We start from the raw sequence: 26,770 nt of genomic DNA on the forward strand, positions 1-26,770 counted from the left end.
CCTCGTCCGGGCCGCCCCCACCCTCTTCACCTGGGAGTTCGCCACCGAGGCGAGGGCCTGCGCACGATCAACGCGGCGTGAAAGCCACCGGCAGTACCCGAAGCCCCCGCATGATCAACCCTCCACGCCAGCGCAGCTCTTCGGGAGCCACCGCCAGTTCCAGGTCCGGCAGCCGCCGCAGCAGTGTGGCCAGCGCGGTCTGGCCCTCCAGCCGGGCAAGTGGGGCGCCGATGCAGTAGTGGATGCCGTGGCCGTATCCCAGGTGAGGGTTGTCCTTGCGGGCGAGTTCAAGGGTGTCCGGGCCCTCGAACTTCTCCGGGTCGCGATCGGCCGCGGCGAGTACGACAAGGACGGGATCACCGGCGTCGATCGGGACACCGCCGATTTCGAGAGGCTGCGTCGCGTACCGCCAGGTGGCCATCTCGACAGGGCCGTCGAATCGCAGGAGTTCCTCGACACCTGTTTCCAGTAGCGCCGTTTCGCCACGCTGAAGGCTCTCCTGAAGGAGCCTCCTCTGTTCGGGGTTTCTCATAAGGGTGAGCGCCCCATTGCCAATCAAATTCAAAGTTGTTTCAAAACCTGCAAAGAGCAACACGAAGCACATGGCCACTGCTTCGTCCTCGGTGAGGTGTTCGCCATGGTCACTGGCCCTGATCAAGCCGGAGATCAAGTCGTCTTCCGATCCGTCCGCCCCGAGAGTTTCGCGTTTGCGGTGAATCAGTTCAGCAAGATAATTCCGAATCTTCTTTACCGACCGTGCGACGCCGCCTCGTGGGCCGCCTCCATGACGAATCATCATTCCCGCCCAGTCGCGGAAGTCTTCCTGGTCCTCGCGAGGTACGCCCAGGAGATCGCAAATTGCATAAATGGGCAGCGGGAATGCGTATTCGTGAATGAGGTCGGCCTCACCCTTGGCCGCGAACTGATCCAGGAGTTCGTCGGCCAACTCCTGCACCCGGGGCGCGAACTCCGCGACCCGGCGCGGAGTGAACGCCTTGGAGACGAGGCGTCGGAGCCGGGTGTGGTCCGGAGGGTCGATGTTGAGCAGGTGCGTCATCAGGTTGGCGCTGCGTTCGCCAGGGATACCGGTCTTGCTCTTGCCTGCTGCGCCCTCGGCATGGTGTACGGGGTTCTTGCTCAGCCGCTGATCGGCGAGCGCCTGCCGCGCATCGGCGTACCGGGTAACCAACCACGCCTCGACCCCGCTGGGCAGGGTGGTCCGGTGGACGGGAGAGTTTTCCCGCAACCATGCGTACGAGGGATACGGGTCGGTGGCGAACTCCCAGGTGAAGAGTTCCGGCGTGGGGTGCAGCGTGTTCACGCCATGACGGTACCGGGCTCGCTGACACGTGGCTTCGCCGGTACGGCTGACGGAACCCTTCGTACCGCACCCCTGGGTATTCGGCGGCGAGTTCGATTGTGTCAGCGGTGTGCGATATGGCGAATCGCTTCTGCTACCCGCATAGAGCGCTCTTCTTCATTCGCCCCGCTTCTGTACAGAGGCAGGGATACGCTCCCGAAAAATGGCACCGGCCCCAAAGCGCTTGCAGCAGCGCGATGAGGCCGGAACCTTCCCGACGGTGAAGCAACACCTCGGGGACGGAACAGTCTGGGAGGACTGGACATGCCTATTGTGGCACGCGCACGCTTTGGCGCCCCGACGTCGATTGTTGTTGCTCAGTACAGCCGTGTATCGACCCTGAACCAGCTCGATGGTTTCGGCCTTGAGGATCAGGACGCGATCTGCGGAAGCTGGCTCGACAGTCATCCTGAGGCCACGCTTTTCGGCAAGTACATCGACAAAGCAGTCTCCGGCGTTCTCGAAAGCCGTCCCGAGATGGACCGGCTCGTGGCAGACGCCCACCACCAGCGCTTCAACCGCATCCTCGTTCCCAAGGTCGACCGCATCGGGCGTACCGCTCGCGCTGCCTACCAGTGGGCCTGGGACATGGCGGACCTCGGCATCGCTTTCCTTTCGGTCAGCGAAGGCATCGACACAAGCACCGAGGCCGGTTGGTCCCGGTTCAAGGAGTACGTGACCTTCTCCGAGCTGGAGTGGCGACGAATCAAGGAGCGCACCGTCGCCGGCCGCGAGTTGAAGATCAGCTACGGGGGGTGGCCCGGAGGCCCGGCACCCTACGGTTACCGGATCCAGGACGACATGACGTGGGTCGACGGGCGCAGGAGGAAATGCTCCGTCCTTGTCACGGACGCAGGCGAGGCCATGGTCCTCGGCGCGGCCGTCGCGCTGCTCGTGGATGACGGCATGAACTTCACCGAGGCGGCAAAGGAGCTCAACAGGCGCGAGTTGTACACCCGAAGCGGTGTGCCCTGGACTGTTGCCAACCTCCGCAACCGTCTCCACAGCGAGACCATCCACGACGGATACGTGGTCTACCGGAAGACGTATCGAAGCGGTGCAAAGAACTCCACTCGGCTCCATGAGGACGGCACACCCGTCCACGGCACACCGGTCAAGATCGGCGTTCCACCCCTCTTCGGCCGGGAACGGGCCGGGCTCCTGCTGGAGACACTCAAGAAGATCGGCTTTCAGAACGGACGGCACAGCAACCGCCCGTACCCCCTCAGCGGCCGCATCAAAGGGAGTTGCGGTGAGGTGTACACCGGTGCCGGCCGAGGCGGCAGCAGTCAGAAACGCGTGTACCGCTGCAGGGGAACCCTCAAAGGCGACGCCTCTTGCGGGGAGCCGAACCTCAACGCCGACGAGATCGAACAGGTCATCCATGAGGAGTTGACCGACCTCATGGCGAAGGAGGGTATGGGGTTTTGGGCGTATGCCGCGGAGCAGGGCGACAACCCTCCCGGGGACAAGGCCAAGTACGAGCGTCGTGTTGTCGAGTTCGGGGAGAAGGCCGCCGCGCAGGAAGATCTCATCAACACGAAGGTGCCCGAGTACATCAGGGCCGGTGTCGACCCCCTGGTTCTCAAGGCGTCGGTGAAGCAATTGCAGGGCGAACTGGAGAGCTTCCGGGTGCAGAAGAGCTACGCCGAGCGCTGGCTGGAGACGTACGCCGCACACGAGCGCCGCGCCCGCGACTTCGACGGTTTCGTCGGGAACGGCAGTGAGGGCGTGGCTGCCCTGTCGTTCGAGGAGCGCAAGGAGTTCTTCGACCTGTTCCACATCGAGGTGCGCGTCGGCGTGAGGGAGAGGCTGCTCAAGCCCGGGGTCAAGTGCGAGGTCAGCGAGTGGCACCGGGAGACCGGAACGCTGGTCCCCCGGATCCGACGGATACGGAGTGGCAGGCCGTACTCGACATGCTGCGTCCATACCTGTCGAAGAAGCACTTCGTCGGCAAGTACGACATCCGTCAGCAGTTCTGCGGCATGCTGCACAGGCTTCGCCAGGGTCTGGGGTGGCGAGACATGCCCCTCACCTGGGGAGCCGTCGACCCCATTCGTACACGCCAGTTGAAGTGGTGGCAGGAAGGGCTGTGGCCCGCAGTCATGAGCACGCTGCAGGCGAGTACCCGGGGTACTCCGGCGTACCAGCGCCCCCGGCTGCCTGGACTCGCCGTGACCGTTCAGCTCCGTTCCGGGCCTGTCGCCCAGGGGCCGCGCGGGTAGGCGGGAGTGCAGGGAGGCGACGTCTGGTCCTGCAGCGCTGACACTGGCCGGACGACACGAAAGGTTCCAGGATCCGGACACCCTCGATCTCAGCCGTCGGGACAACCAGCACCTCGGATACGGGCACGGCATTCACTACTGCCTCGGTGCCCCCCTCGCGCGTCTCGAAGCGCAGACGGCACTCGCGACTCTCCTGACCCGTCTCCCTGACCTGCAACTCGCGGAAGATCCTGCCGATTTGCGGTGGCGAGGCGGTCTCATTATGCGCGGACTGCGCACCCTCCCGGTCGAGTTCGGGGGAGCCGTGCGGGTAGCTGAAACTGACAGACCATCAGCCATGTGACCTTCGCGTGATCTGCACTGCATCGACTTGTGACGGGTGTTCGACTGCGGCTACGTTCACGGGCGACCCGGCAGTTACGGCCAGAAGCCGGGTCACCGTCAGCTGAAAGGCAACCGCATGCGCTCCGGGAACGGTAAACACCGCCGCCCGCGTCAGGCACCCGCTCTTATCGTCGCGGCAGGGGTGACCGGATCCGCCCTCGCGATTCCGCTCCTGGGCGCGACCAGTGCCAGTGCGGCAGAGTCGAACACCTGGGACCGCGTCGCCGAGTGCGAGAGCGGCGGCATGTGGAGTGCCGACCTCGGCAACGGCTATTACGGCGGGCTCCAGTTCTCGCAGGAGAAGTGGGACCAGTACGGCGGCGGTGCGTACGCCCAGCGCCCCGACCTCGCCAGCCGCGCCCAGCAGATCAAGGTCGCCGAGAAGGTGTTCACCGCCGAGGGTCCGCAGGGCTGGCCGAGCTGCGCCGGCGTCTCCGGGCTCGCCCCGGGCGGCGGCTCCGATTCCGGTTCCGCTTCCGGCGGCGTCGACGCGGCCGACCCCGGTACGGACACCAGCGCACCGCCCAAGCCCCCGGCAGGCTCCGCGAAGCCGGACACTCCCGGCACGGACGCACACCGGGACACCCCGGAAGCGGGTACGGGTACGCATGCGGGTGCGGAGACGGGGAAGCCGACGACCCCCGGCGCGCCCACCACCCCCGCCACTCCGGCCACCCCCGCCTCCCCGGGCAGCGAGCTGCCCGTCGAGCCGGCCCCGGGCTCCAGCATCGAGCCCAGCACCGGCCCGACCACCCCGGGCGCCGAACTGCCGTCCCGCGGCGCCATCACGCCTGGTGCGCAGACTCCCGGTACGCCCGAGTCCCCGGACGCGTCGGCCGGGCCCACGACGCCCGTCACGCCCGCCACACCGGCCACGCCCGCCAACCCGGGCAAGCACCGTGGTGAGCCCGCTCCTGAGAACTCCCTTCCCGTACCGGACAATTCGGCTACTCCGGACGAGACCGACGGGCGCGACGCGGGTCGCCACGCCTCCCGCGGCGGCGACAAGGGTGCGGACGGCTCCGCGCCCGAGCGCGGCAACTACACCGTGCGCCCCGGTGACAACCTCTGGCACATCGCCGACGAGGCGCACGTGCCCGGCGGCTGGCCCGCGCTCTACGAGGCGAACCGCAACGCCGTGGGCGACGATCCGGACCTCATCAAGCCTGGCCAGAGCCTCGACCTGAGTGAAAAGTAGGCGCGAAACACGGGTAGTTCGGGGCTTTATGTCCGGTTCTGCGCAAGTGAGACATGAGTCTCTCTGCCCCAACTGGCGTGTCCCTGCCGGAAGCTCCCGCTGTGCCCCCTCTGACCTGCGTAAACGACTGCGCGGAGAGGGCAAGTAGGGGCTGAATGTCCCCGATGTGCCTCTTTGAACATCGGGGGCTCCTGTGATTCGGTCGTCCTCGCTCGCCACCGGTGAGCACCGGAGCCCGCACGCCGAATCCTGCCGGTGGGCCTCGGAAGCAGTCGTCGCGAAAGCGCCGTAGGCAGGAGCGGGGGACCCAAGGTAAGTGCCGGGCCCGGACGTTGAGAGACGTACGAGGAACGGCTTGGGGTGAAGCCTTCGAGAAGGACCGCAGCAACTGGGCGGCCCCGACCGGAGGCCGGGCGAACTCACAGCCCGAACCCGACAGCTCACCTCGAAGGCGTCGGTGAGGGGATATCCATGTCGCTTTTCATTGGCAAGGGCAAGCACCGCCGTCCGTCCAAGGCCACCCGTGTCGCCACCCTCGCGGGCGTCACCGGTGTCGCGGTCGCCGCTCCGCTGATGGGGGCCTCCTCGGCCTCCGCCGCCTCCGTGGACACCTGGGACGCCGTCGCCCAGTGCGAGTCCGGCGGCAACTGGTCCATCAACACGGGCAACGGCTACTACGGCGGCCTGCAGTTCACGAACTCCTCGTGGGCGGCCGCCGGCGGCACCAAGTACGCGCCGCGCGCCGACCAGGCGTCCAAGGGCCAGCAGATAGCCACCGCCGAGCAGCTCCTCAAGATCCAGGGCCCGGGTGCCTGGGCCTGTGCGGGCGCCGGCAACCTCAGCAACGACGGTGTCGACCCGGGCGTCAGCACCGGCTCGGGCGCGCAGAAGTCCGCCCCGAAGCAGGAGCGCCGCTCCGAGGCCCCCGCCTCCCGCTCCGAGGCCCGTCAGGCCCCGAAGTCCGAGGCCCCCAAGGCCGCCGCCAAGCCCTCCGCCCCGATCCGCAAGGGTGACGGCGAGTACAAGGTGAAGGCCGGCGACACCCTCGGCAAGATCGCCGAGGCGAAGCACGTCAAGGGCGGCTGGCAGCACATCCTCGACCTGAATGAGGGAGTCGTCACCGACGCCGACCTCATCTTCCCGGGTCAGCAGCTCCACCTGAGCTGACCCCGCGGAGACCCCGGCGGCCCACCCCCGCCCGGTCTCCGCCCCGTGGAACGGACGGCCCACCCCCGTCCGTTCCGCACTCCTGGACCCCGGCCGGGCGCGACTTCCCCCTGTACGCGCCGGGCCGGGGCCCTTTTGTGTCCGCGTCCCCTCATATGTGCAGGGCCCGTACGCACACTGAGTGAACGTGTCCGTAACGCGCGGCGACGATCCATGGGCCCTTCGTCCTGTAATACAGGCATTCGGGCATCTTTTCGTCCCAGCGGGCGGTCCGACGGCCGGTTGATGCCCGTGATCCGGTTAGGCTCATGTCGCAAGGCCGAAAGCGACCCTGCACTCTGCTTCAGCGTCACATCCCATAAGGAGATGCTCGTGCCGTCCATCGACGTCGTCGTAGCCCGGGAAATCCTGGACTCCCGAGGCAATCCCACGGTCGAGGTCGAGGTCGGCCTCGACGACGGCAGCACCGGTCGTGCTGCTGTTCCGTCCGGCGCCTCCACCGGTGCCTTCGAAGCCATCGAGCTTCGTGACGGTGACCCCAACCGCTACATGGGCAAGGGTGTCGAGAAGGCCGTTCTCGCCGTCATCGAGCAGATCGGCCCGGAGCTCGTCGGCTACGACGCGACCGAGCAGCGCCTGATCGACCAGGCGATGTTCGACCTCGACGCCACCGAGAACAAGGGCTCCCTCGGCGCCAACGCCATCCTGGGCGTCTCCCTCGCGGTGGCCCACGCGGCCTCCGAGGCGAGCGACCTGCCGCTGTTCCGCTACCTCGGTGGCCCGAACGCGCACCTGCTGCCCGTCCCGATGATGAACATCCTCAACGGTGGGTCGCACGCCGACTCCAACGTCGACATCCAGGAGTTCATGATCGCCCCGATCGGCGCGGAGTCCTTCTCCGAGGCCCTTCGCTGGGGCGCCGAGGTCTACCACACCCTCAAGAAGGTGCTGAAGACCAAGGGCCTGTCCACCGGCCTCGGCGACGAGGGCGGCTTCGCCCCGAACCTGGAGTCCAACCGCGCCGCGCTCGACCTCATCGTCGAGGCCATCAAGCAGGCCGGTTACATCCCCGGCGAGCAGATCGCGCTCGCACTCGACGTCGCCGCCTCCGAGTTCTACAAGGACGGCAAGTACGAGTTCGAGGGCAAGTCCCGCTCGGCCGCCGAGATGACCGAGTACTACGAGGAGCTCGTCTCCGCGTACCCGATGGTCTCCATCGAGGACCCGCTGTACGAGGACGACTGGGCGGGCTGGGCGGTCCTCACCGGCAAGCTGGGCTCCAAGGTCCAGATCGTCGGCGACGACCTCTTCGTCACCAACCCGGAGCGCCTGGCCCGCGGCATCGAGGAGAACTCCGCGAACGCCCTGCTCGTCAAGGTCAACCAGATCGGCTCGCTCACCGAGACGCTGGACGCCGTCGAGCTGGCCCAGCGCAACGGCTTCAAGTGCATGATGAGCCACCGCTCAGGCGAGACCGAGGACGTCACCATCGCCGACCTCGCCGTCGCGGTGAACTGCGGCCAGATCAAGACCGGCGCCCCGGCCCGCTCGGACCGCGTCGCCAAGTACAACCAGCTGCTGCGCATCGAGGAGATCCTCGACGACGCCGCGGTGTACGCCGGCCGCTCGGCGTTCCCCCGCTTCAAGGGCTGATCCCGTCCTGAGGGTCGCTCGTACCCTCCCGAGGGGCTAAGCCTCCGTACGTCCCCGTACCCGGTCGCGTACCGTGTGCGGGGACGTCGGCGCGTAACGGGGAGGGACAACGGATGGCCGCGAAGGGCAACCGCGACCGGTTCTCCACCACGACCAGGCTGCGGCTGCTCGGCGAGCAGACCGCCGCCCGCGTCTACCGCTCCCAGACCCGCCGCCAGGCCCGCCGCTCCCGGCTCACGGGCCGGGCGGCGCTGCTGGTCCTGGTGGTCTGCACGCTGGTGGTGGCACTCGCGTATCCGATACGGAGCTACTTCTCGCAGCGCACCGAGATCGCCGACCAGGAGCAGGCCAGGAACGAGGCGGCGCTCCGCGTCGAGCAGCTCCGCGACGCCAAGGCGCGGCTCCAGGACGACGCGTACATCGTGCGGCTCTCCCGCGAGCACCTGCACTACGTGAAGCCGGGCGAGACCGGCTTCACCATGTACGACCCGGACGCGTCCGGCGGCGCCGAGCGGCCGGGCGAGGGCGGGGCCGCCGACCGGCCCTGGTACTCCAACGTCTGGGGCGGCGTCGACGAGGCCGACCGCCAGGAACCGTAGAACCACTCTCCGTACGAGACAAAACAGACCGACAGAAGGCACGCATGCACACCCCGCCCCCGACCACGCCGCGCACCGAGCCCACCGACCGGGACATCGAGGCGTTCAAGCTCCAGCTCGGCCGCCCGCCGCGCGGGCTGCGCGCGATCGCGCACCGCTGCCCCTGCGGCAACCCCGACGTGGTCGAGACGGCCCCGCGGCTGGACGACGGCACGCCGTTTCCCACGCTCTACTACATGACCTGCCCGCGGGCCACGGGCGCCATCGGCACTCTGGAGGGCTCCGGTCTGATGAAGGAGATGCAGGCGCGGCTGTCCACCGACCAGGAGCTGGCGGACACCTACCGGGCCGCGCACGAGGACTACCTGAAGCGGCGCGACGAGATCGAGGAGCTGGTGGGCTTCCCCAGCGCCGGCGGGATGCCCGACCGCGTGAAGTGCCTGCACGTCCTCGTCGGCCACTCGCTGGTCGCGGGCCCCGGCGTGAACCCCTTCGGCGACGAGGCGCTGGCGCTCCTGCCCGAGTGGTGGGCGAAGGGCCCCTGCGTCACCCCGTGCACGGACCAGGCCGAGGAGGCCGCCAAGTGACCCGGGTCGCCGCCATCGACTGCGGTACGAACTCCATCCGGCTGCTCGTCGCCGACGCGGACCCTGCGACGGGCGAGCTGGTCGACCTGGACCGCCGGATGACCATCGTCCGGCTCGGCCAGGGCGTGGACCGCACCGGCCGTCTCGCCCCCGAGGCGCTGGAGCGCACCTTCGCCGCCTGCCGCGAGTACGCGGAGATCATCAAGGCCCACGGGGCGGAGAAGGTCCGCTTCGTGGCCACCTCCGCCTCCCGGGACGCCGAGAACCGCGACGAGTTCGTCTCCGGCGTCCTGGACATCCTGGGCGTCGAGCCCGAGGTGATCTCCGGCGACCAGGAGGCCGAGTTCTCCTTCACGGGCGCCACGAAGGAGCTGGCGGGCCTGGGCGGGGACTATCTGGTCGCCGACATCGGCGGCGGCTCCACGGAGCTCGTCGTCGGCCGTGACACGGTCGGCGCCGCCCGCTCCGTCGACATCGGCTGCGTACGGCTGACCGAGCGGCACCAGCCGGCCAGTCCGGCCACCCCCGAGCAGGTCGCCGCGATCCGCGAGGACATCGAGGCCGCCCTCGACCTGGCCGCGCGGACCGTGCCACTGGCCGACGGCTCCCCCCGCACCCTCGTCGGCCTCGCCGGGTCCGTCACCACCGTCGCGGCGATCGCGCTGAGACTCCCCGAGTACGACCCGTCGGCGATCCACCACGCCCGGATCCCGTACGACAAGGTCCGCGAGATCACCGGGATGCTGATCGGCGCCACGCACGACGAGAAGGCGGCGATCCCCGCCATGCACCCGGGCCGGGTGGACGTCATCGTCGCCGGATCGCTCATCCTGCTCGCCCTCATGGAGCGCGCCGGAGCCGCCGAGGTCGTGGTCTCGGAACACGACATTCTGGACGGCATCGGGTGGTCCGTAGCCTGACGCGAGAGCGCGTCGAACGAACTTCGTGAAGTTCTTCACAAGGAAAAGGGGCCCGTGGGGCCCCTTTTTTACGTCCAGGAGCCGATCGGACGGCGCGGCGGCCTCGAGTGCGTGCATAACGGACGGTTCCGGGCGTGTTTCGGATGTATGAATCGCGTAAGTGGTCCAGTGCCCGTGAGGGGCCATCAGGCCAGTTGGGAGGGGGTTTTCAACGACCCCCGACGCCCGGTGGTTCCCTCCTCGCAGCATGACCTGAGTCACGTGGGCCGCGGAGTGTAGCAGAGGGTCCCGCAGAGCTTGTGAAGGGGCTCACGAGGTACCCCCCGCCGAGGGGTGGATACTCGATTGCATGAGCACCACGGAGCGTCCCAGGATCCTCGTAGTAGGCGGTGGGTACGTAGGCCTGTACGCGGCACGACGCATTCTCAAGAAGATGCGTTATGCGGAAGCGACCGTCACGGTCGTCGACCCGCGCTCGTACATGACCTACCAGCCCTTCCTCCCCGAAGCCGCCGCCGGCAACATCTCGCCGAGGCACGTCGTCGTACCACTGCGACGCGTCCTTCCCAAGGCCGAGGTGCTCACCGGTCGGGTCACCACCATCGATCAGGACCGCAAGGTCGCCACGATCTCGCCGCTCGTCGGCGAGGCGTACGAGCTGCCCTTCGACTACCTGGTCGTCGCGCTCGGCGCGGTCTCCCGCACCTTCCCGATCCCCGGCCTCGCCGAGCAGGGCATCGGCATGAAGGGCGTCGAGGAGGCCATCGGCCTGCGCAACCACGTCATCGAGCAGCTCGACAAGGCCGACTCCACGACCGACGAGGACGTCCGGCGCCGCGCGCTGACGTTCGTCTTCGTCGGCGGTGGCTTCGCGGGTGCGGAGACAATCGGCGAGGTCGAGGACATGGCCCGCGACGCGGCCAAGCAGTACAGCAACGTCTCGCGCGACGACATGCGGTTCGTCCTCGTCGACGCCGCCGACAAGATCCTTCCCGAGGTGGGCCCGGAGCTGGGCCGCTGGGGCAAGGAGCACCTGGAGAGCCGCGGCATCGAGATTCACCTCTCGACGTCGATGGACTCCTGCGTCGACGGCCACGTCGTGCTGAAGAACGGCCTCGAGGTCGATTCCAACACCATCGTGTGGACCGCGGGCGTCAAGCCCAACCCGGCTCTGGCCCGCTACGGCCTGCCGCTCGGCCCGCGCGGCCACGTCGACACCCAGGCCACCCTCCAGGTGCAGGGCACCGACTACATCTGGGCCGGTGGCGACAACGCCCAGGTTCCGGACCTGGTCGGCCGCAAGGCGGGCAACCCGAACGCCTGGTGCCCGCCGAACGCCCAGCACGCGCTGCGCCAGGCCAAGGTCCTCGGCGACAACGTGGTCTCCGGCATGCGGGGCTTCCCGCAGAAGGAGTACAGCCACGCCAACAAGGGCGCGGTCGCGGGTCTCGGCCTGCACAAGGGCGTCGCGATGATCGTCATGGGCAAGATGAAGATCAAGCTCAAGGGCCGGCTCGCCTGGTACGCGCACCGCGGCTACCACGGCATGGCGATGCCGACGTTCAACCGCAAGATCCGCGTGCTGGCCGACTGGACGCTGGGGATGTTCCTCAAGCGCGAGGTCGTCTCGCTCGGCGCCATGGAGACTCCCCGCGAGGAGTTCTACGAGGCCGCCAAGCCGGCGCCGGCTCCGGTCGACGCGGTGAAGGTCCCGGCCGCGGCCGAGCCGAAGAAGACCGAGGCCAAGGCCTCCTGACGCTTCGTAGGCGACTGCTTCACCAGTAACTGCCTCACCCGCGGCTGCTGCACAACCGAACGAGTTCTGATCCCGAAAGGGCCGTCCGCCATCCGTGGTGCGGGCGGCCCTTTCGGCGTGTCCGCACGCATGTAGATGCAAAAGACATCTATTTTGCCTTCTCGTGATGCGAATCGGGATGCGGCAGCCACCGGCCGGTGTTAGTCCCACTAGTACGTCGATGACATACGACATGGACGACATGGAGGTGTGCACCATGGCCGATGCCGCGCTGCGGCTGACCCGTCTTGCCGAGGAACTCCTCTCCGCCCCGCTCCCGGTCCGCATCCGCGCCTGGGACGGCAGCGAGGCGGGCCCGCCCGGCGCCCCGGCCCTCGCGATCCACGACCGCCGGGCGCTGCGCAGGCTGCTCTGGAAGCCCGGGGAGCTGGGGCTCGCCCGCGCCTGGGTGGCCGGTGAGATCGACGTGGAAGGGGATCTGTACGAGGGCTTGGACCTGCTCGCCGGGCTGATCTGGGAGCGCGACGGCGACGTCAAGGACGCCGTCCACCCGGCCCGCGACCCCAAGCTGCGGGCCGCCGCCCGCGGCCTGTTGAAGCTCGGCGGCCCGTTCCCGCCGCCGCCCCCGCCGCCCGAGGAGCTGCGCCGCCGTACCGGCAGGCTGCACACCAAGCGCCGGGACAAGGAGTCGATCAGTCACCACTACGACGTGGGCAACGACTTCTACTCCCTGGTCCTCGGCCCGTCCATGGTCTACTCCTGCGCCTACTTCCCCGACCCGGACGCCACCCTGGAGGACGCCCAGCGCGACAAGCTCGACCTGATCGCCCGCAAGCTCGATCTGCAGCCGGGGCAGCGGCTGTTGGACGTGGGCTGCGGCTGGGGCTCGATGGCGATCCACGCGGCCCGTACGTACGGCGTCCACGTCACCGGCGTGACGCTCTCCACCGAGCAGGCCGCCTTCGCCCGCAAGCGCATCGCCGAGGAGGGCCTCACCGACCGCATCGAGATCCGGGTGCAGGACTACCGCGACGTGCGGGACGGTCCGTACGACGCGATCTCCTCGATCGGGATGGCCGAGCACGTCGGCTCCGTCCAGTACGGCGAGTACGCGGCCGCCCTGTACGCCCTCCTCAAGCCGGGCGGCAGGCTGCTCAACCACCAGATCGCCCGGCGGCCGATCGCCGACGAAGGCACCTACCACGTCGACGAGTTCATCGACTCCTACGTCTTCCCGGACGGCGAACTGGCACCGGCGGGACGCACCGTGGGCCTCCTGGAGGACGCCGGCTTCGAGGTCCGCGACCTGGAGTCGATCCGCGAGCACTACGCGCTGACCCTGCGTCACTGGGTCGCCAACCTGGAGAAGAACTGGGACGCCGCCCTGCGGACGGTCACCCCGGGCCGGGCCCGCGTCTGGCGGCTCTACATGGCGGCCTCCGCGCTCTCCTTCGAGCGCAACAAGATAGGCGTCAACCAGATCCTGGTTGTCCGCCCGGCGGACTCGGGGGCGTCTGGCATGCCGCTGCGGGCCCGTGTGTGGAGTGGGGGGAGTGAGTGACCACCTGAGGGAGGGTGTTTGAACCCCCCTGACGCGAAGATACGTTGAGCTTTTGCGGAACTCCGTGATCAGGGCCTCCGGGCCCCGGCACGGAGTTCCGTCATGTACGGAAGTCACGTACGGACACGTCAAGTGAAGAGGGGAAAGCGACGTGGAGCACCGCAAGAGCACGCGTACGAAGCGGATGTGGCTGTGGGGGACGGGAGCGGCGGTCGCCGCCCTGACCGTCCCGGCCGTGGCCTTCGCGGGCGCCGCGCCCGAGGCGGCGGCAGCCGTGACGACGACCGCGACGTTCAACGACCCGGCGGGCGACAGCGCGGCCCAGAGCCGGATCCGCGACCACGTGAAGGGTCTCATCGAGGGGGCAGCGGCGGGTTCCACCATCACCGCCGGGCTCTACTCCTTCACCGACACCCAGGTCTCGGGCGCACTCGCGGACGCCAAGAACCGCGGCGTCAACGTCAAGATCGTCATCGACAACGCGGCGACCGGCGCCGGCGGCCAGTACGACGCCCTGAAGGCGGCGCTGGGCACGGACCAGTCCAAGGGCTCCTTCGTGACCAACTGCGGCGCCAACCGCGGCTGTATCGGCTCGCGCGAGCTGGTGGACGGTTCCGAGGACGGCTCGATCAACCACAACAAGTTCTGGCTGTTCTCCGAGACCGGCGGCACCAAGAACGTCGTCGTACAGGCCTCGGCGAACATGACGAGCCTCCAGCGCACCGACCTGTTCAACAACGCGGTCACCATCGTCGACGCCGGTCTCTACGGCATTTACCAGGGCTACTTCGCCGACCTGGCCAAGCGGCAGGTGAACAACGACTACTACCAGACGCCGTCGGCGGGCGCGTACAAGACGTACTTTTTCCCGCGCAAGGAAGCGGCGGGCAAGAGCTGGAACAACGACGCCTCCACCGACACGATCTCCCTCATCCTCGGCAACGTCGACTGCGGGGCCGGCACCGAGGTGCGGGTGGCCGCCAACCTCTTCTCGCGCCGTGAGGTCGCGAGCAAGCTGGTGTCGATGAAGTCGGCCGGCTGCAAGGTGATCCTCGCCAACGACGGCGGTAAGTCGATGAGCGCCGACGTCTCCGGGATCCTCGCGGGCAAGCTCACCGAGCGCGTCGAGTGCGCGGAGGCCAGGCCCGGCAAGAACCCGGTCGGACTGCACTCCAAGTACGTGCTGGTGAACGGCACTTACGAGGGAAAGACCGGCCGCAAGCTGGTCTTCACCGGCAGCCACAACTACAGCTACGCGGCGCTGCGCGCCAACGACGAGACGCTGCTGAAGATCGACAATGCGGCGCTCTACGACCAGTTCAAGGAGAACCACGCGAAGATCATGAGCTACTGCAAGGGCTCGTAACGCGCGTACGCACGACAGCGGCCCCCACGACGTGTCCGACACGTCGTGGGGGCCGCTGCTCTGTCCCGGTGGTCCCTGTCCCGGTGGTCCCCTTGTCCCGGTGGTCCCGCCGGGCTACTCGGCCTTGATCGCGGAGAGCATGTTCAGCCGCGCCGCACTGCGGGCCGGCCACATCGCGGCCAGTACGCCGACCACGCCTGCCAGCACCAGGAAGATGCCGATGCGGTCCCACGGAATGACCAGCGAGTAGCCGGCGATCTGGTCCTTGACCGTCTGGCCGATGGCCCAGGCCAGGAACGTACCGAGGACCACACCGACCACCGCGCCGAACACCGAGATCACCACGGCCTCCAGGCGGATCATGGTCTTGACCTTGCCGCGTGCCAGGCCGATCGCCCGCAGCATGCCGATCTCCTGCTGGCGCTCGAAGACGGACATCGCGAGGGTGTTGACGACACCCAGCACGGCGATGATCAGCGCCATGGCGAGCAGGCCGTACATGATGTTGAGCATCTGGTTGACGACGCCGCCGAACTCGTTGCGGATGTCGTCGCTGTCCATGATGACGATCGCCGGGTTCTTGCCGAGCGAGTCGATGAGGGACTGCGCGTTGGCCGCGCTCGGGCCGCCGTCCATGGACACGTACACCGAGTAGATGATCGGCTTCTCGACGTGCTTGGCCAGGAGCCTGTCGTCGATCATGATGCCGCTGAGGTAGTCGTTGTGGCGGTAGATGCCACCGATGGTGAGCTTGGTCTTCTTGCCGTCCTCGTAGGCCATGTCCAGGGTCTGGCCGACCCGGAAGCCTTCGCTCGCGGCGGTCTTCTCGTCGACCGCGACCTCACCGCGGGCCAGGCCGCTCAGCGAGCCGTCGACGACGGAGAGGTTGAGGACCTTCTCGACGTCGCCCGGGGTGACGCCGACCGCGTTCTGGCCGGAGTTGCCCGGCCCCTCAAGGGTGCCGTACTGCTGCGGGGAGGAGGCGCTGACGCCCTTCGCCTTGGCGAGCGTGTCGATGACGGACCTGTCCATGGAGGACTTGTTGGCCATGGTGACCATGTAGTCGGCCTTGATCACCTCGGTGGTCTGCTTGTCGATGGCCCGGCCCATGGTGACGCCGAGCACGGTGAGCCCGGTGACCAGGGTGAGGCCGATGGCCAGCGCGGACGCGGTGGCGCCGGTGCGGCGCGGGTTGCGGACCGAGTTGAGGCCGGCCAGCTTGCCGGAGATCTTGAAGACCCGGTTCAGGAACGGACGGACCAGGGCGATCACCGGCCGCGACAGCAGCGGGATCAGGATGATGATGCCGATCAGGGCCAGGAACGCGCCGGCCCCGATGAGTACCCGGCCCGTGTCCTTGCCCATGGCCGCGCCGCCGACGACGGTGGCCGCACCGACGGCGGTGACGAGGGCGCCGATGACGTTCCGTACGACCAGGGACTTCATGGAGGGAGTGGCGTGCACGCTGCTCATCGCGGCGACCGGCGGGATCTTCGCGGCGCGGCGGGCGGGCAGCCAGGCGGCGAACATCGTGATCAGTACGCCGACGGCGAGGGAGGCGATCACCGGGGTCGGGCCGACGACCAGCGGTCCCGAAGGAAGCTGGGCGCCGAGGGCCTTCATGAGCGGGTCCAGACCCGAGGCCATGGCGAGGCCGACGGCGAAGCCGATCACCGAGGCGATCAGGCCGACGATGCCGGCCTCGGCCAGGATCGAGCGGGTGATCTGCTTGCGGGAGGCACCCACCGCCCGCATCAGCGCGAGTTCCTTGGTGCGCTGGGCGACCAGCATGGTGAAGGTGTTGGAGATCAGGAAGACCCCGACGAACAGCGCGATGCCGGCGAAGCCCAGCAGGATCTGGGTGAGGGTCTTGGTCGACTCGGTGACCGACTGCTCCTCCTCGGCGGCGAGCTGGGTGCCGGTCCGCACGGTGGCGTCCTTGGACACCAGCGGCGTGATCGCGTTCTGCAGTGCGGCCTGGTCGGCGCCGGGTCCGGCGGTCACCAGGGCGGAGGAGAAGAAGCCGGGCTTGAGGAAGAGCTCCTGGGCGGTCCGGGTGTCGAACAGCACGAGGCTGCCACCGGAGTTGACCTCGCCCTGGTCGGTGGTGAAGACACCGGCGAGGGTGTACTCCTTCACCGGCCGGTTGGTGGCGATGCGGACCTTGTCGCCGACCTGGTAGCCGCCCTTCTCGGCGGTCCCCCTGTCGAGTGCGATCTCCCCGGAGTCGGCCGGGCCGTGGCCGCCGGTGAAGGCGTAGCGCCAGTCCTTGCCGTCCTTGCCGGGGAAGAAGTTGCCGCCCCTGTTGGACCAGCCCTGGGCGATGAGCTTGCCGTCGCGGTCGGCGGCCCCCGCGAAGCCGTTGACCAGGCCGGTGGCCGTGTCCGCGCCGGGCACTGCCGCGATCTTGGCGACCTGGGCCTGGCTGATACCGGGCCGCTGTTCGGCGTCGTCGGGGCGGCTGCCGTAGTCCTCGACTCCGACGGCCACCTTGTCGAGACCCTTGTTGGACTGCTGGCGGAAGGCGTTGTGGAGGGTGTCGCTGAAGATCAGGGTGCCGGAGACGAAGGCGACGCCGAGCATGACGGCGAGCACGGTCATCAGCAGCCTGGCCTTGTGCGCGAGCACATTGCGCAGGGCGGTGCGGAGCATGGGGGTTACGTCCTGGTGGGAGAGGGCCGGGAAGGGGGGAACGGGGCGGAGCGGGTGCGTCAGCTCGTACGGCCCACGGCGTCGAAGTCCTTCATCCGGTCGAGGACGCCGTCCGCGGTGGGATGCAGCATCTCGTCGACGATCCGGCCGTCGGCCAGGAAGATCACGCGGTCCGCGTACGAGGCGGCCACCGGGTCGTGCGTCACCATGACGACGGTCTGCCCCAGCTCCCGTACCGAATTGCGCAGGAAGCCCAGGACCTCGGCGCCGGAGCGGGAGTCCAGATTTCCGGTCGGCTCGTCGCCGAACATGATCTCCGGACGGCTGGCCAGCGCACGCGCCACGGCCACCCGCTGCTGCTGGCCGCCGGACAGCTCGGAGGGACGGTGCTTCAGCCGTGCCGAGAGCCCGACCATCTCGATGACCTTGTCCAGCCACGCCTTGTCGGGCTTGCGGCCGGCGATGTCCATCGGCAGCGTGATGTTCTCCAGCGCGTTCAGCGTCGGCAGCAGGTTGAACGCCTGGAAGATGAAGCCGATCTTGTCCCGCCGCAGCTGCGTGAGCTGCTTGTCCTTCAGCGTCCCGAGCTCGGTCTCACCGATCATTACGGAACCGGACGAGAAGGAGTCCAGCCCGGCCACGCAGTGCATCAGCGTCGACTTGCCGGAACCCGACGGGCCCATGATCGCGGTGAACTCGCCCTGCCGGAAGTCGACCGTCACCCGGTCCAGCGCGACGACCTGGGTCTCGCCCTGCCCGTAGACCTTGGACAGCTCGGTGGCGCGTGCGGCCACCGAGGTGGCGCGGTGCGTGGACTGCTGGGTGTACGTGGTCATGGGGGAGCTCCTGTCGGGACGCTTGGGGGGACGCTTCTTATCCTCACGTCGCTTTTACGTCCGCGAGTCCCTCCGCATGGCGGTTCCCTTGACAGTCTCCGGTCTGACCCACGGAGACTTCGGTCCTCCTTGAGTATGACGGCGACCCCGAGACCGGAACCGTGCCAGGAGCTGCCCGACAGGGCGGCAGTCCATGGCAGTCCCCCGCAGACCCGGGCACAAGAGGTCGAGTTTCCGTCAATCCCGTGCACGCTCCGACACAGGGTGCAACGGGCCCGTGCCAGCTACGGCCCTTGCCGCCGACCCTGCCGCTCTACTGACGCTCCATCAAGCATCCATAAAATAAGACAGCGTTGGGCCGATGCGCGGCTGTCCGGGGAATCTCTGCGGATAGGCTCAGAGCCGTTGTCGCGGCCTCGCGCCCGGCCCGGATGGTGGAATGCAGACACGGCGAGCTTAAACCTCGCTGCCCCTCGGGGGCGTACCGGTTCGAGTCCGGTTCCGGGCACATTCACGTTCTCCGGCGTGCGGACAGAAGGCCGGGTCGGGCGACGGCCGCTTCCGCTTCGCGGGTGGTCCTGGTCCGCTGGATCGCGGGGGCGGCTCGGCCGCGGCAGGTTCCCGGAGGGCCCCGGGTCGTGGAGCCTTCTGGGAATACCTTTGCCGTTGCGTCGGCTGTCAGGATCGGGGAAAGATCCTCCTTGGGTACAGGGGTGGTTTCTTTGCGACCCCATTACTCTTGACAGCAAGGTCGCACACGGTGGCCATGGAGGAGTGAGATGAGGAGCAGCAACCCGGTCTTCTCGCGACGGGGGTTCAGCCGCGACAACGGCCGCGCGGGGTTCAACGCGCAGCAGCCGCAGGCCGGGGGCCCCGCCGTGGGTACCCAGGGCAACCCCTACGCCCAGGGCAATCCGTACGCCCAGGACGCGACGAACCCGTACGCGACCAACCCGTACGCCCAGCAGGACCAGTACGGCGCCCCGGTGGCACCGCCGCGCGGCAGCGTCATGACGATGGACGACGTCGTCACGCGCACGGCCATCACGCTCGGCCTCGTGGTCGCGGGCGCGACCGTGGCGTGGGTCACGCAGATGAGCCTCGGCCTCGCCATCGGTGCGGCCGTCATCGCGATGGTGCTCGGCCTGATCCAGTCGTTCAAGCGCAAGCCCGTTCCGGCGCTGATCCTGGCGTACGCGGCCTTCGAGGGTCTCTTCCTCGGCGCGATCAGCAATTACGTCAACACGTACATCGCAGAGGGCGCCGCGATGCAGGCGGTGCTGGGCACGATGGCGGTCTTCGTCACCATGCTCGTGCTGTACAAGACCCGGATCGTCCGCGTCACGGCCCGCTTCACGCGCTTCGTGATGATCGCCGCGATCAGCTTCCTGGTGCTCACTTCCGTGAACCTGCTGTTCATGGTGTTCGGCGGCGGTGACGGCCTCGGCTTCCGCAGCGGCGGCCTGGGCATCATCTTCGGCATCGTGGGCGTGCTGCTCGGTGCGTTCTTCCTCGCCATGGACTTCAAGCAGGTCGAGGACGGCATCGCGTACGGCGCCCCGCGCGAGGAGTCGTGGATGGCGGCCTTCGGCCTCACCATGACCCTGGTGTGGATCTACCTGGAGATGCTGCGTCTCGTCTCGATCCTGAGCGGCGACGACTAGCAGAACCGTTGTGCCGGGAAGGGCCCGCAGACCGTACGGACGGTCTGCGGGCCCTTTCGCGTAGGTAGCTGGAGGGGGTGGGGGGAGTAGGGGGCGGTGGGTCGGAGGGTCAGTGGAAGAACCTGCGGGCGGCCCGCCTCAGGTCGTACTCGTGGATGATCGCCTTGGCGTGACCGTGGGCCAGGTTGTGCTCGCTGCGGAGCCAGCTCACCTTTTCCTCGAAGCGGAAGAGGGAGGGCCCGTCATCGACGGTGCGCAACCAGTCGGACACTTCACGACCGGTGCATTGGGGGATGCGGGAGAGCAGATTGCGATGGGTCTCTTCGGAGAAGACTTGGGACATCGGCGCCTCCGGAAGGCATTGCGCGGTGCTGGTCCTTCACGTCACCGTGCCTGAGTGTTGGCTTGTTGGCAACAGCCCCGGGGAGGCGCGTAGGGTCGCGATGTGCTGGATACGACACCCCTGTTGACCGCCGTGGAGCGGCTCGCCGACCGGCTGCGCTCCACCCCCGAGAGCAGGCTGCGCCTCGGCGCGGCCGCCGAAGGACTGGCGCTGGCCAGGGAATTCGCGCTGCGCGCGCAGCGCCTGGAGTTCCCCGGCCGCGAGCCGCTGCCGATGCCGGACGCGGGCATCTTCGCCGTCGCCGACCAATTGGCCGTCGCGGGGCGCGATTTGGCGCTGGTCGTGGGAACGGCCCCGCCCGGTGAACTGGACGAGGCCGTGGCGCTGGTGGAAGCGGTCGAGAAGCGGCTGTGAAGCCCCTGGTGGGGGCGCACGGGACCGGTTACGCGGGGTACGAGGCGATGACGCGGTCCGCGAGGATGTAGACGTTCTCCTCGCCGCACGAGAACGTCAGTGCGTACGCTCCCGAGATCCCGGAGCCGCCGAGCAGCACCGGCGGATTCCCGTCGCGCAGCGACTGCGCGAGCTGTTCCGCCGTCTCGCGGTGGCCGGGGGTCATGCACAGCGTCGTACCGTCCACGAAGACGTACACGTCGAGGGTGCCGAGCGGGCCCGGACGGATGTCCGAGAGCGGGGCGCGGGTGACGGCGAGGCCTTCGAGCCTGGCCATCGTCGCGTCGTGGTCGCCGCGGTCGCCGCGGTCGGTGACCGGGGCGGCCGCCGGCTGCGGCACGAAGGGCACGAAGTCGGGGTGCGAGGGGTGGCGGCGGCGGGCGGCGGCAAGTTCGGCGGAGTCGGCGGGCGGCAGGTCGTCGTCCGCGTCGTCCGTTTCGCCGTCCGTTTCGCCGTGCGTGTCGCCGTCCGTGTCGTCGTCTGTGTCGTCGTCCTCGGAGGTGCGGGCGGGGTCCTTCACCGCGCCGTTCTGCGCGTCCCTCAGCGTCTGGACCTCGGCGGCCTCCTCCTCCTCGATGGAGAGGTAGAACTCCGACTCCTCGGCGCCGTAGGCACGGGTCGCCTCCAGGAGGGCCTCCAGCTCGCCCTCCTGCAGGCCGGTGAACTCGACCGGCTTCGGCATGTAGTACGAGAGGGACTCCTGCTCGGCCGCGGTGAATCCGCCGAGCAGGGACGGGGCGTCGGCCGCGTCCCTGGCCTCCTGCGCCGCCCAGAACGCGCGCGCCTCGGCCAGCTCCCGCTCCCGCTCCTCGGCCAGCGCCTCGGTCACGGCGGCCCGTATCTCGGCGGCCGCAGTGACAGCGCTCTCGCCGTTGCGGGTCTGCTGGGGGAGTGCCGAGAGCGCCGCCCTGGCCTGCAGTTCCGCCGCTTCCGCGCGGTCGGCCGCGCGGTCGGCGCGCAGGGCGGCGACCTCCTCGCGGAGTCCGCGGACGGTGTGCAGGGCAGCGCCGCCCACGGCCGCCGTAGCAGCGGTGGCGAGCAGCAGGGCAAGAGACATGGCGCTCACTGACGTACTCCTGAATTCATTGCGATCCCCTGGACGAACCCGGCCAACTCCGAGGCGAACCCGGCCGGCATCGGTCCCCCGACCGATCCCCCGAACTTCCTACATCAGCTTCCCGTGTGCGCTCGCTCGCTGTCAGTGCATTACGTCATGAATTGGACAGGTCTTTGTGCCTGGCCTTTCGTCCGTAAACAGTCGTGACCTGCGGTGATCCGCCTCCCCCTGGAGGTAGATCACATCCTGGGGGAGATTGGGTCACGACTGGGACGCGACTCGATTGACGGGGCGCACGGGGGAGTGCGCACCAGCTGCGCTCAGATGATTGTGCGCTTCGAACGGGCTGCGCGCTCGGTGATCTCGGTGATTCGTGAGCTGTTCCACAAAGGGGGTGCGCCCCTGGCCGTGGGGGGAGTCCGTGGGGACCAAGGGGGGCCAGGGGCGCACGGGTTGACGGTAGTCAGGCGGTGACTGTCGGTCGCCGGTTGCGGGTCGTCAGCTGAGGCGCTCGATGACCATGGCCATGCCCTGGCCGCCGCCGACGCACATCGTCTCCAGGCCGAACTGCTTGTCGTGGAACTGGAGGCTGTTGATGAGGGTGCCGGTGATACGGGCGCCGGTCATGCCGAAGGGGTGGCCGACGGCGATGGCGCCGCCGTTGACGTTGACCTTGTCGAGGTCCAGGCCGAGGTCCTGGTACGAGGGGATCACCTGGGCGGCGAACGCCTCGTTGATCTCGGCCAGGTCGATGTCGCCGACGGTCAGCCCGGCGCGCTTCAGCGCCTGCTTGCTGGCCTCGACCGGTCCGTAGCCCATGATCTCGGGGGAGAGGCCGGAGACGCCGGTGGAGACGATGCGGGCGAGCGGGGTGAGGCCCAGCTCCCGCGCCTTCGTGTCGGACATGATCACGAGGGCGGCGGCGCCGTCGTTGAGCGGGCAGCAGTTGCCGGCGGTGACGAGGCCGTCGGGGCGGAAGACGGGCTTGAGGCCCGAGACGCCTTCGAGGGTGACGCTCGCGCGCGGGCCGTCGTCCTGGCTGACGACCGTGCCGTCGGGGGTGGTGACCGGGGTGATCTCCCGCTCCCAGAAGCCGTTCTTGATGGCCTGCTCGGCGAGGTTCTGCGAGCGGACGCCGAAGGCGTCCATGTCGGCGCGGGTCACGCCCTTGAGCCGGGCCAGGTTCTCGGCCGTCTGCCCCATGGAGATGTACGCGTCCGGTACGAGGCCGTCCTCGCGGGGGTCGTGCCAGTGGGCGCCTTCCTGCGTCGCGACGGCGGCGGTACGGGCCTCGGCGTCGGCGAACAGGGGGTTGTGCGTGTCCGGGAGGGAGTCGGAGTTGCCCTTGGCGAAGCGCGACACCATCTCGACACCCGCGGAGATGAAGACGTCGCCCTCGCCGGCCTTGATGGCGTGCAGAGCCATGCGGGAGGTCTGCAGGGAGGAGGAGCAGTAGCGGGTGACCGTACAGCCGGGGAGGTGGTCCATCCCCATCTGCACGGCGACGATGCGGCCGAGGTTGTTGCCCTGCTCACCGCCGGGGAGACCGCAGCCGAGCATCAGGTCGTCGATGTCGCGCGGGTCGAGCTCGGGGACCTTGGCGAGGGCGGTCTGAATGATGGTCGCGGTGAGGTCGTCGGCGCGGAAGTCCTTGAGCGAGCCCTTGAAGGCGCGGCCGATGGGGGAGCGGGCGGTGGAGACGATCACGGCTTCGGGCATCGGGGCTCCTGGGGGGTGCGGGGGTAAGTGGCCGGTCCTTCTGCGAAGTTACCGGGCCGTACCGGGGGTGGTCACCTGGTGGGTGGTGTGACGCGGGCCGCACTTCTAAGCGGTTGCTCAGGGGGGGGGGCGGGGCGGTGGCGAGCGCGTGCGGTCGCGGGACGGCGTGCTCCGCGTGGGGGCCGCCCCCTTGCCCACCCGTCCCGCCCCCGGGGGGCGGCCCCGCTGCCCAAGAGGGCTAGCGGGCTGAGGGGCAGGCTTTTAGGGGCGCGGGGAACTGCGCGATCAGCCACGACGCACCCGCACGCGTTATCCGCGGGAAGAGGGCGATGTTTCGGCCGGGTCCGGGGCGGTGGGGATCCTCCTGCGGCGGCGGTGTTTGAGGAGGGCCCAGGGGGCTCGTGCGCCCGTGACCTCCGTTCCCGCCTCCTCCGCCGCCTTCGTCGCCGCACGGGCGACCGGCAGCATGCCCTCGTCGCGGGAGCCGTCCAGCCGGTCGGATTCCGGCCAAAGGCCGAGTGCCGCGCACAGGGTGGGGAGCACCGCCATGGCGGCCGTCGAGTAACCCTCCGCCGAGGGGTGGTAGTTGTCGGGCCCGAAGAGCTCGCGCGGGTTCGCCGCGAATTCGGGCCCGAGCAGATCGCCGAGCGACACCGTCCGCCCGCCCTGTTCGACGACGCCGATCGTCTGCGCCGCCGCCAGCTGCCGCGAGACCCTGCGGGCCAGCCACCGCAGCGGCTGGTAGACCGGCTCGATCGTGCCCAGGTCTGGGCAGGTCCCGACGACGACCTCCGCGCCGGCCGTGCGCAGCCTCCGTACCGCCGAAGCCAGGTGGCGTACGGACTGCGTGGGGGGCATCCGGTGCGTCACGTCATTCGCGCCGACCATGATCACGCACACGTCCGGCGGGTTCACCGGGTCCCGGACGAGCAGCGACACCTGGCGTTCCAGGTCGTCCGACATCGCGCCCGGGAGCGCCACGTTCCGCAGTTCCACCGGCCGCTCCGCGACCGCCGCGAGGCCCGAGGCCAGGAGTGCGCCCGGGGTGTGCCCGGCCCGCCGTACGCCCTGGCCGGCCGCCGTGGAGTCGCCGAGCACCCCCAGCCGCAGCGGGGGCAGGCCGGTCCGGCCGGCGAAGGCCGTGCCGTACAGGCCGTCCGCCGGTGGGGCGATCGGCGCGACCGAGACGCCCACCGCCCGTTTCGCCAACTGCACCTCCGCGATCACCAGGCCCACCGTCGCGGCTCCGATCAGCCCGATGCCACCGCCGCCGTACGCCGCGCCCGCGGCGATTCGCCGTGCCACCCTCGCTCTCGACACAGTCGCAGCCACCTCCTCGAAGAGCCATCCGCGCGAACATCCGTGCGCGGTTCAGTCCGTACATCTGCTAACTGCCCGGTAACAGGTGCTGCTCAATCTCCGCCAATGGTGAATACGGGAGGTGGAGCGGCGGTCTAGTCTGGGCCGCACCATCACGGAGACCCCGGAGAAGACGTGCAATTTCACGACTCGATGATCAGCCTCGTAGGCAACACCCCGCTGGTGAAGCTGAACCGAGTGACCGCAGGCATTCAGGCGACAGTTCTGGCGAAGGTCGAATACTTCAACCCGGGCGGATCCGTGAAGGACCGGATCGCCGTCCGCATGATCGAGGCCGCAGAGGAGAGCGGGGCGCTGCAGCCCGGCGGCACCATCGTCGAGCCCACCTCCGGCAACACCGGTGTGGGCCTGGCGATCGTGGCCCAGCAGAAGGGCTACAAGTGCATCTTCGTCTGCCCGGACAAGGTGTCGCTCGACAAGATCAACGTGCTGCGGGCGTACGGCGCGGAGGTCGTGGTCTGCCCCACGGCCGTCGACCCCGAGCACCCGGACTCGTACTACAACGTCTCGGACCGACTGGTCCGTGAGACGCCCGGTGCCTGGAAGCCCGACCAGTACAGCAACCCGAACAACCCGCGCTCGCACTACGAGACCACCGGCCCCGAGCTCTGGGACCAGACGGACGGGAAAATCACCCATTTCGTCGCGGGCGTCGGCACCGGCGGCACGATCTCCGGCACCGGCCGGTACCTCAAGGAGGTCAGCGGCGGGAAGGTCACCGTCGTCGGCGCGGACCCGGAGGGGTCCGTGTACTCCGGCGGTTCGGGGCGTCCGTACCTCGTCGAGGGCGTCGGTGAGGACTTCTGGCCGACGGCGTACGACAAGACCGTCACGGACGAGATCGTCGCGGTGTCCGACAAGGACTCCTTCCAGATGACGCGCCGCCTCGCCAAGGAGGAGGGCCTGCTGGTCGGCGGCTCCTGCGGCATGGCGGTCGTGGGCGCGCTGCGCGTGGCGGAGCGGCTCGGCCCCGACGACGTCGTGGTCGTACTGCTGCCGGACAGCGGCCGCGGCTACATGAGCAAGATCTTCAGCGACGAGTGGATGGCCGACTACGGCTTCCTGGAGGACTCCGGTCCTTCGGCGCAGGTCGGCGACGTCCTCCAGTACAAGGAGGGCGGGGACATCCCGCACCTGGTGCACATGCACCCGGAGGAGACCGTCGGCGAGGCGATCGAGGTGCTGCGCGAGTACGGCGTCTCGCAGATGCCGATCGTGAAGCCGGGCGCGGGCCACCCGGACGTGATGGCCGCCGAGGTCATCGGTTCGGTCGTCGAACGGGAGCTGCTGGACGCCCTGTTCGCACAGCGGGCCTCGCTCGGCGACCCGCTGGAGAAGCACATGTCGGCCCCGCTGCCGCAGGTCGGCTCCGGCGAACCGGTCGAGGACCTGATGAGCGTCCTCGGCGGCAAGGGCGGCGCGGATGCGGCGATCGTGCTGGTGGAGGGCAAGCCGACGGGTGTGGTGAGCAGGCAGGACCTGCTCGCGTTCCTCGCGAAGGGCTGACGCGTCTCGCACTCGTGAGTGCGTGTGTACGGGCCCGGACCGGCCGGTGGGACTCAGGTGTTGGCCTGAGCATCACGGCACGATCCGGGCCTGTTGCGTACTCGATGCCCACGGGGAAGGGGCCGCGTGCGCCGGATTCCGTGCCTTCGTGCAAATGGTACGAGCGCGACATGCGGTCGCAGCACCCGCTTAACACGGCACGGGCACAGTGGTCTCTGTCGGCGTCACGGACAACCGGAGCGGCTCCCGGACCTCCGCGGACGTCAGTACACGGCACCGGTTCTGACCCGGACCGTGTCCGTGCGTGGGGACCGTCGTCGTCCCGCCCCCCGGGCAGCCGGGGGTGCGGCGGTCCCCGCGCCAGACTTTCCCGGGCCGAGCCCA

20 protein-coding genes, 1 tRNA gene, 2 pseudogenes and 1 riboswitch are annotated in these 26,770 nt (G+C 68.9%); of the genes and pseudogenes, 16 read left to right on the forward strand and 7 right to left on the reverse strand.

Annotated elements, in window-relative coordinates:
- Positions 1-67 precede the first annotated feature (67 nt).
- Entirely contained in the window at positions 68-1,321 is a 1,254-nt protein-coding gene (locus AB0D18_RS16630; protein WP_362417990.1) for a cytochrome P450, read from the reverse strand.
- A gap of 303 nt (positions 1,322-1,624) precedes the next feature.
- Between AB0D18_RS16630 and AB0D18_RS16635 the strand changes: the two are divergent.
- The 12 genes and pseudogenes from AB0D18_RS16635 to AB0D18_RS16690 form a co-directional block, all read left to right on the forward strand.
- Positions 1,625-2,743: pseudogene (locus AB0D18_RS16635) on the forward strand (recombinase family protein); the annotation flags it as partial.
- A 533-nt stretch (positions 2,744-3,276) separates the two neighbouring features.
- Positions 3,277-3,585: a hypothetical protein gene (locus AB0D18_RS16640; RefSeq protein ID WP_362417993.1), complete on the forward strand. Its 309-nt coding sequence runs from the start codon at positions 3,277-3,279 to the stop codon at positions 3,583-3,585.
- 58 nt (positions 3,586-3,643) lie between these two features.
- Positions 3,644-3,928 (forward strand): annotated as a pseudogene (locus AB0D18_RS16645) (cytochrome P450); the annotation flags it as partial.
- A 183-nt stretch (positions 3,929-4,111) separates the two neighbouring features.
- Entirely contained in the window at positions 4,112-5,167 is a 1,056-nt protein-coding gene (locus AB0D18_RS16650) for a transglycosylase family protein (RefSeq protein ID WP_362417996.1), read from the forward strand.
- Positions 5,168-5,441: 274 nt separating this feature from the next.
- A riboswitch (cyclic di-AMP (ydaO/yuaA leader) is annotated at positions 5,442-5,636 on the forward strand.
- 2 nt (positions 5,637-5,638) lie between these two features.
- Entirely contained in the window at positions 5,639-6,334 is a 696-nt protein-coding gene (locus tag AB0D18_RS16655) for a transglycosylase family protein (RefSeq protein WP_362417999.1), read from the forward strand.
- A 366-nt stretch (positions 6,335-6,700) separates the two neighbouring features.
- Positions 6,701-7,987 carry a phosphopyruvate hydratase gene (gene eno, locus AB0D18_RS16660; RefSeq protein ID WP_362418002.1) on the forward strand — a complete coding sequence of 429 codons (1,287 nt, stop codon included), beginning with the start codon at positions 6,701-6,703 and terminating at the stop codon, positions 7,985-7,987.
- A gap of 113 nt (positions 7,988-8,100) precedes the next feature.
- On the forward strand, positions 8,101-8,586 hold the full coding sequence (locus tag AB0D18_RS16665) for a septum formation initiator family protein (protein WP_362418005.1): 486 nt from the start codon (positions 8,101-8,103) through the stop codon (positions 8,584-8,586).
- Positions 8,587-8,630: 44 nt separating this feature from the next.
- The gene (locus tag AB0D18_RS16670) at positions 8,631-9,173 is read left to right on the forward strand and encodes a DUF501 domain-containing protein (protein WP_362418008.1); all 543 of its coding nucleotides are present in this window, start codon (positions 8,631-8,633) and stop codon (positions 9,171-9,173) included.
- Positions 9,170-10,093, forward strand: coding sequence for a Ppx/GppA phosphatase family protein (locus AB0D18_RS16675; RefSeq protein WP_362418011.1), 924 nt, complete (start codon positions 9,170-9,172; stop codon positions 10,091-10,093). Before AB0D18_RS16670 ends, AB0D18_RS16675 begins: the two co-directional genes overlap by 4 nt.
- Positions 10,094-10,442: 349 nt before the next feature.
- Positions 10,443-11,849 (forward strand): NAD(P)/FAD-dependent oxidoreductase, encoded by a 1,407-nt coding sequence (locus tag AB0D18_RS16680; protein WP_362418014.1) that lies wholly within the window; start codon positions 10,443-10,445, stop codon positions 11,847-11,849.
- Between the two features lie 256 nt (positions 11,850-12,105).
- A complete protein-coding gene (locus tag AB0D18_RS16685) occupies positions 12,106-13,410 on the forward strand; it encodes a cyclopropane-fatty-acyl-phospholipid synthase family protein (protein WP_362418249.1) in 1,305 nt (434 codons plus the stop codon).
- A 151-nt stretch (positions 13,411-13,561) separates the two neighbouring features.
- Entirely contained in the window at positions 13,562-14,776 is a 1,215-nt protein-coding gene (locus tag AB0D18_RS16690; protein ID WP_362418017.1) for a phospholipase D-like domain-containing protein, read from the forward strand.
- A gap of 114 nt (positions 14,777-14,890) precedes the next feature.
- On the opposite strand, the gene AB0D18_RS16695 is transcribed toward AB0D18_RS16690, so the two are convergent.
- Together AB0D18_RS16695 and AB0D18_RS16700 are read right to left on the reverse strand one after the other, a co-directional pair.
- On the reverse strand, positions 14,891-17,428 hold the full coding sequence (locus AB0D18_RS16695; protein WP_362418020.1) for an FtsX-like permease family protein: 2,538 nt from the start codon (positions 17,426-17,428) through the stop codon (positions 14,891-14,893).
- A gap of 59 nt (positions 17,429-17,487) precedes the next feature.
- Positions 17,488-18,264, reverse strand: coding sequence for an ABC transporter ATP-binding protein (locus tag AB0D18_RS16700; protein ID WP_362418023.1), 777 nt, complete (start codon positions 18,262-18,264; stop codon positions 17,488-17,490).
- Positions 18,265-18,689: 425 nt separating this feature from the next.
- Between AB0D18_RS16700 and AB0D18_RS16705 the strand changes: the two genes are divergently transcribed.
- Both AB0D18_RS16705 and AB0D18_RS16710 read left to right on the forward strand, forming a co-directional pair.
- Positions 18,690-18,772, forward strand: a tRNA-Leu gene (locus AB0D18_RS16705).
- A 271-nt stretch (positions 18,773-19,043) separates the two neighbouring features.
- The gene (locus AB0D18_RS16710) at positions 19,044-19,928 is read left to right on the forward strand and encodes a Bax inhibitor-1/YccA family protein (RefSeq protein WP_362418026.1); all 885 of its coding nucleotides are present in this window, start codon (positions 19,044-19,046) and stop codon (positions 19,926-19,928) included.
- 109 nt (positions 19,929-20,037) lie between these two features.
- On the opposite strand, the gene AB0D18_RS16715 is transcribed toward AB0D18_RS16710, so the two are convergent.
- On the reverse strand, positions 20,038-20,271 hold the full coding sequence (locus AB0D18_RS16715) for a DUF4287 domain-containing protein (protein ID WP_362418028.1): 234 nt from the start codon (positions 20,269-20,271) through the stop codon (positions 20,038-20,040).
- A gap of 102 nt (positions 20,272-20,373) precedes the next feature.
- On the opposite strand from AB0D18_RS16715, the gene AB0D18_RS16720 reads away from it, so the two are divergent.
- The gene (locus AB0D18_RS16720) at positions 20,374-20,685 is read left to right on the forward strand and encodes a hypothetical protein (protein ID WP_362418031.1); all 312 of its coding nucleotides are present in this window, start codon (positions 20,374-20,376) and stop codon (positions 20,683-20,685) included.
- 28 nt (positions 20,686-20,713) lie between these two features.
- Here the strand turns inward: AB0D18_RS16720 and AB0D18_RS16725 are convergent, their stop codons facing one another.
- The 3 genes from AB0D18_RS16725 to AB0D18_RS16735 form a co-directional block, all read right to left on the reverse strand.
- Positions 20,714-21,781: a hypothetical protein gene (locus tag AB0D18_RS16725; protein WP_362418252.1), complete on the reverse strand. Its 1,068-nt coding sequence runs from the start codon at positions 21,779-21,781 to the stop codon at positions 20,714-20,716.
- A gap of 498 nt (positions 21,782-22,279) precedes the next feature.
- Positions 22,280-23,500 carry an acetyl-CoA C-acetyltransferase gene (locus AB0D18_RS16730; RefSeq protein ID WP_362418033.1) on the reverse strand — a complete coding sequence of 407 codons (1,221 nt, stop codon included), beginning with the start codon at positions 23,498-23,500 and terminating at the stop codon, positions 22,280-22,282.
- Between the two features lie 309 nt (positions 23,501-23,809).
- The gene (locus AB0D18_RS16735; RefSeq protein WP_362418036.1) at positions 23,810-24,805 is read right to left on the reverse strand and encodes an SGNH/GDSL hydrolase family protein; all 996 of its coding nucleotides are present in this window, start codon (positions 24,803-24,805) and stop codon (positions 23,810-23,812) included.
- A gap of 189 nt (positions 24,806-24,994) precedes the next feature.
- Between AB0D18_RS16735 and AB0D18_RS16740 the strand changes: the two genes are divergently transcribed.
- Positions 24,995-26,386: a cystathionine beta-synthase gene (locus tag AB0D18_RS16740; RefSeq protein WP_362418039.1), complete on the forward strand. Its 1,392-nt coding sequence runs from the start codon at positions 24,995-24,997 to the stop codon at positions 26,384-26,386.
- Positions 26,387-26,770 lie beyond the last annotated feature (384 nt).

The organism is Streptomyces sp. NPDC048442, from assembly GCF_040651475.1.
Taxonomy (GTDB): domain Bacteria; phylum Actinomycetota; class Actinomycetes; order Streptomycetales; family Streptomycetaceae; genus Streptomyces.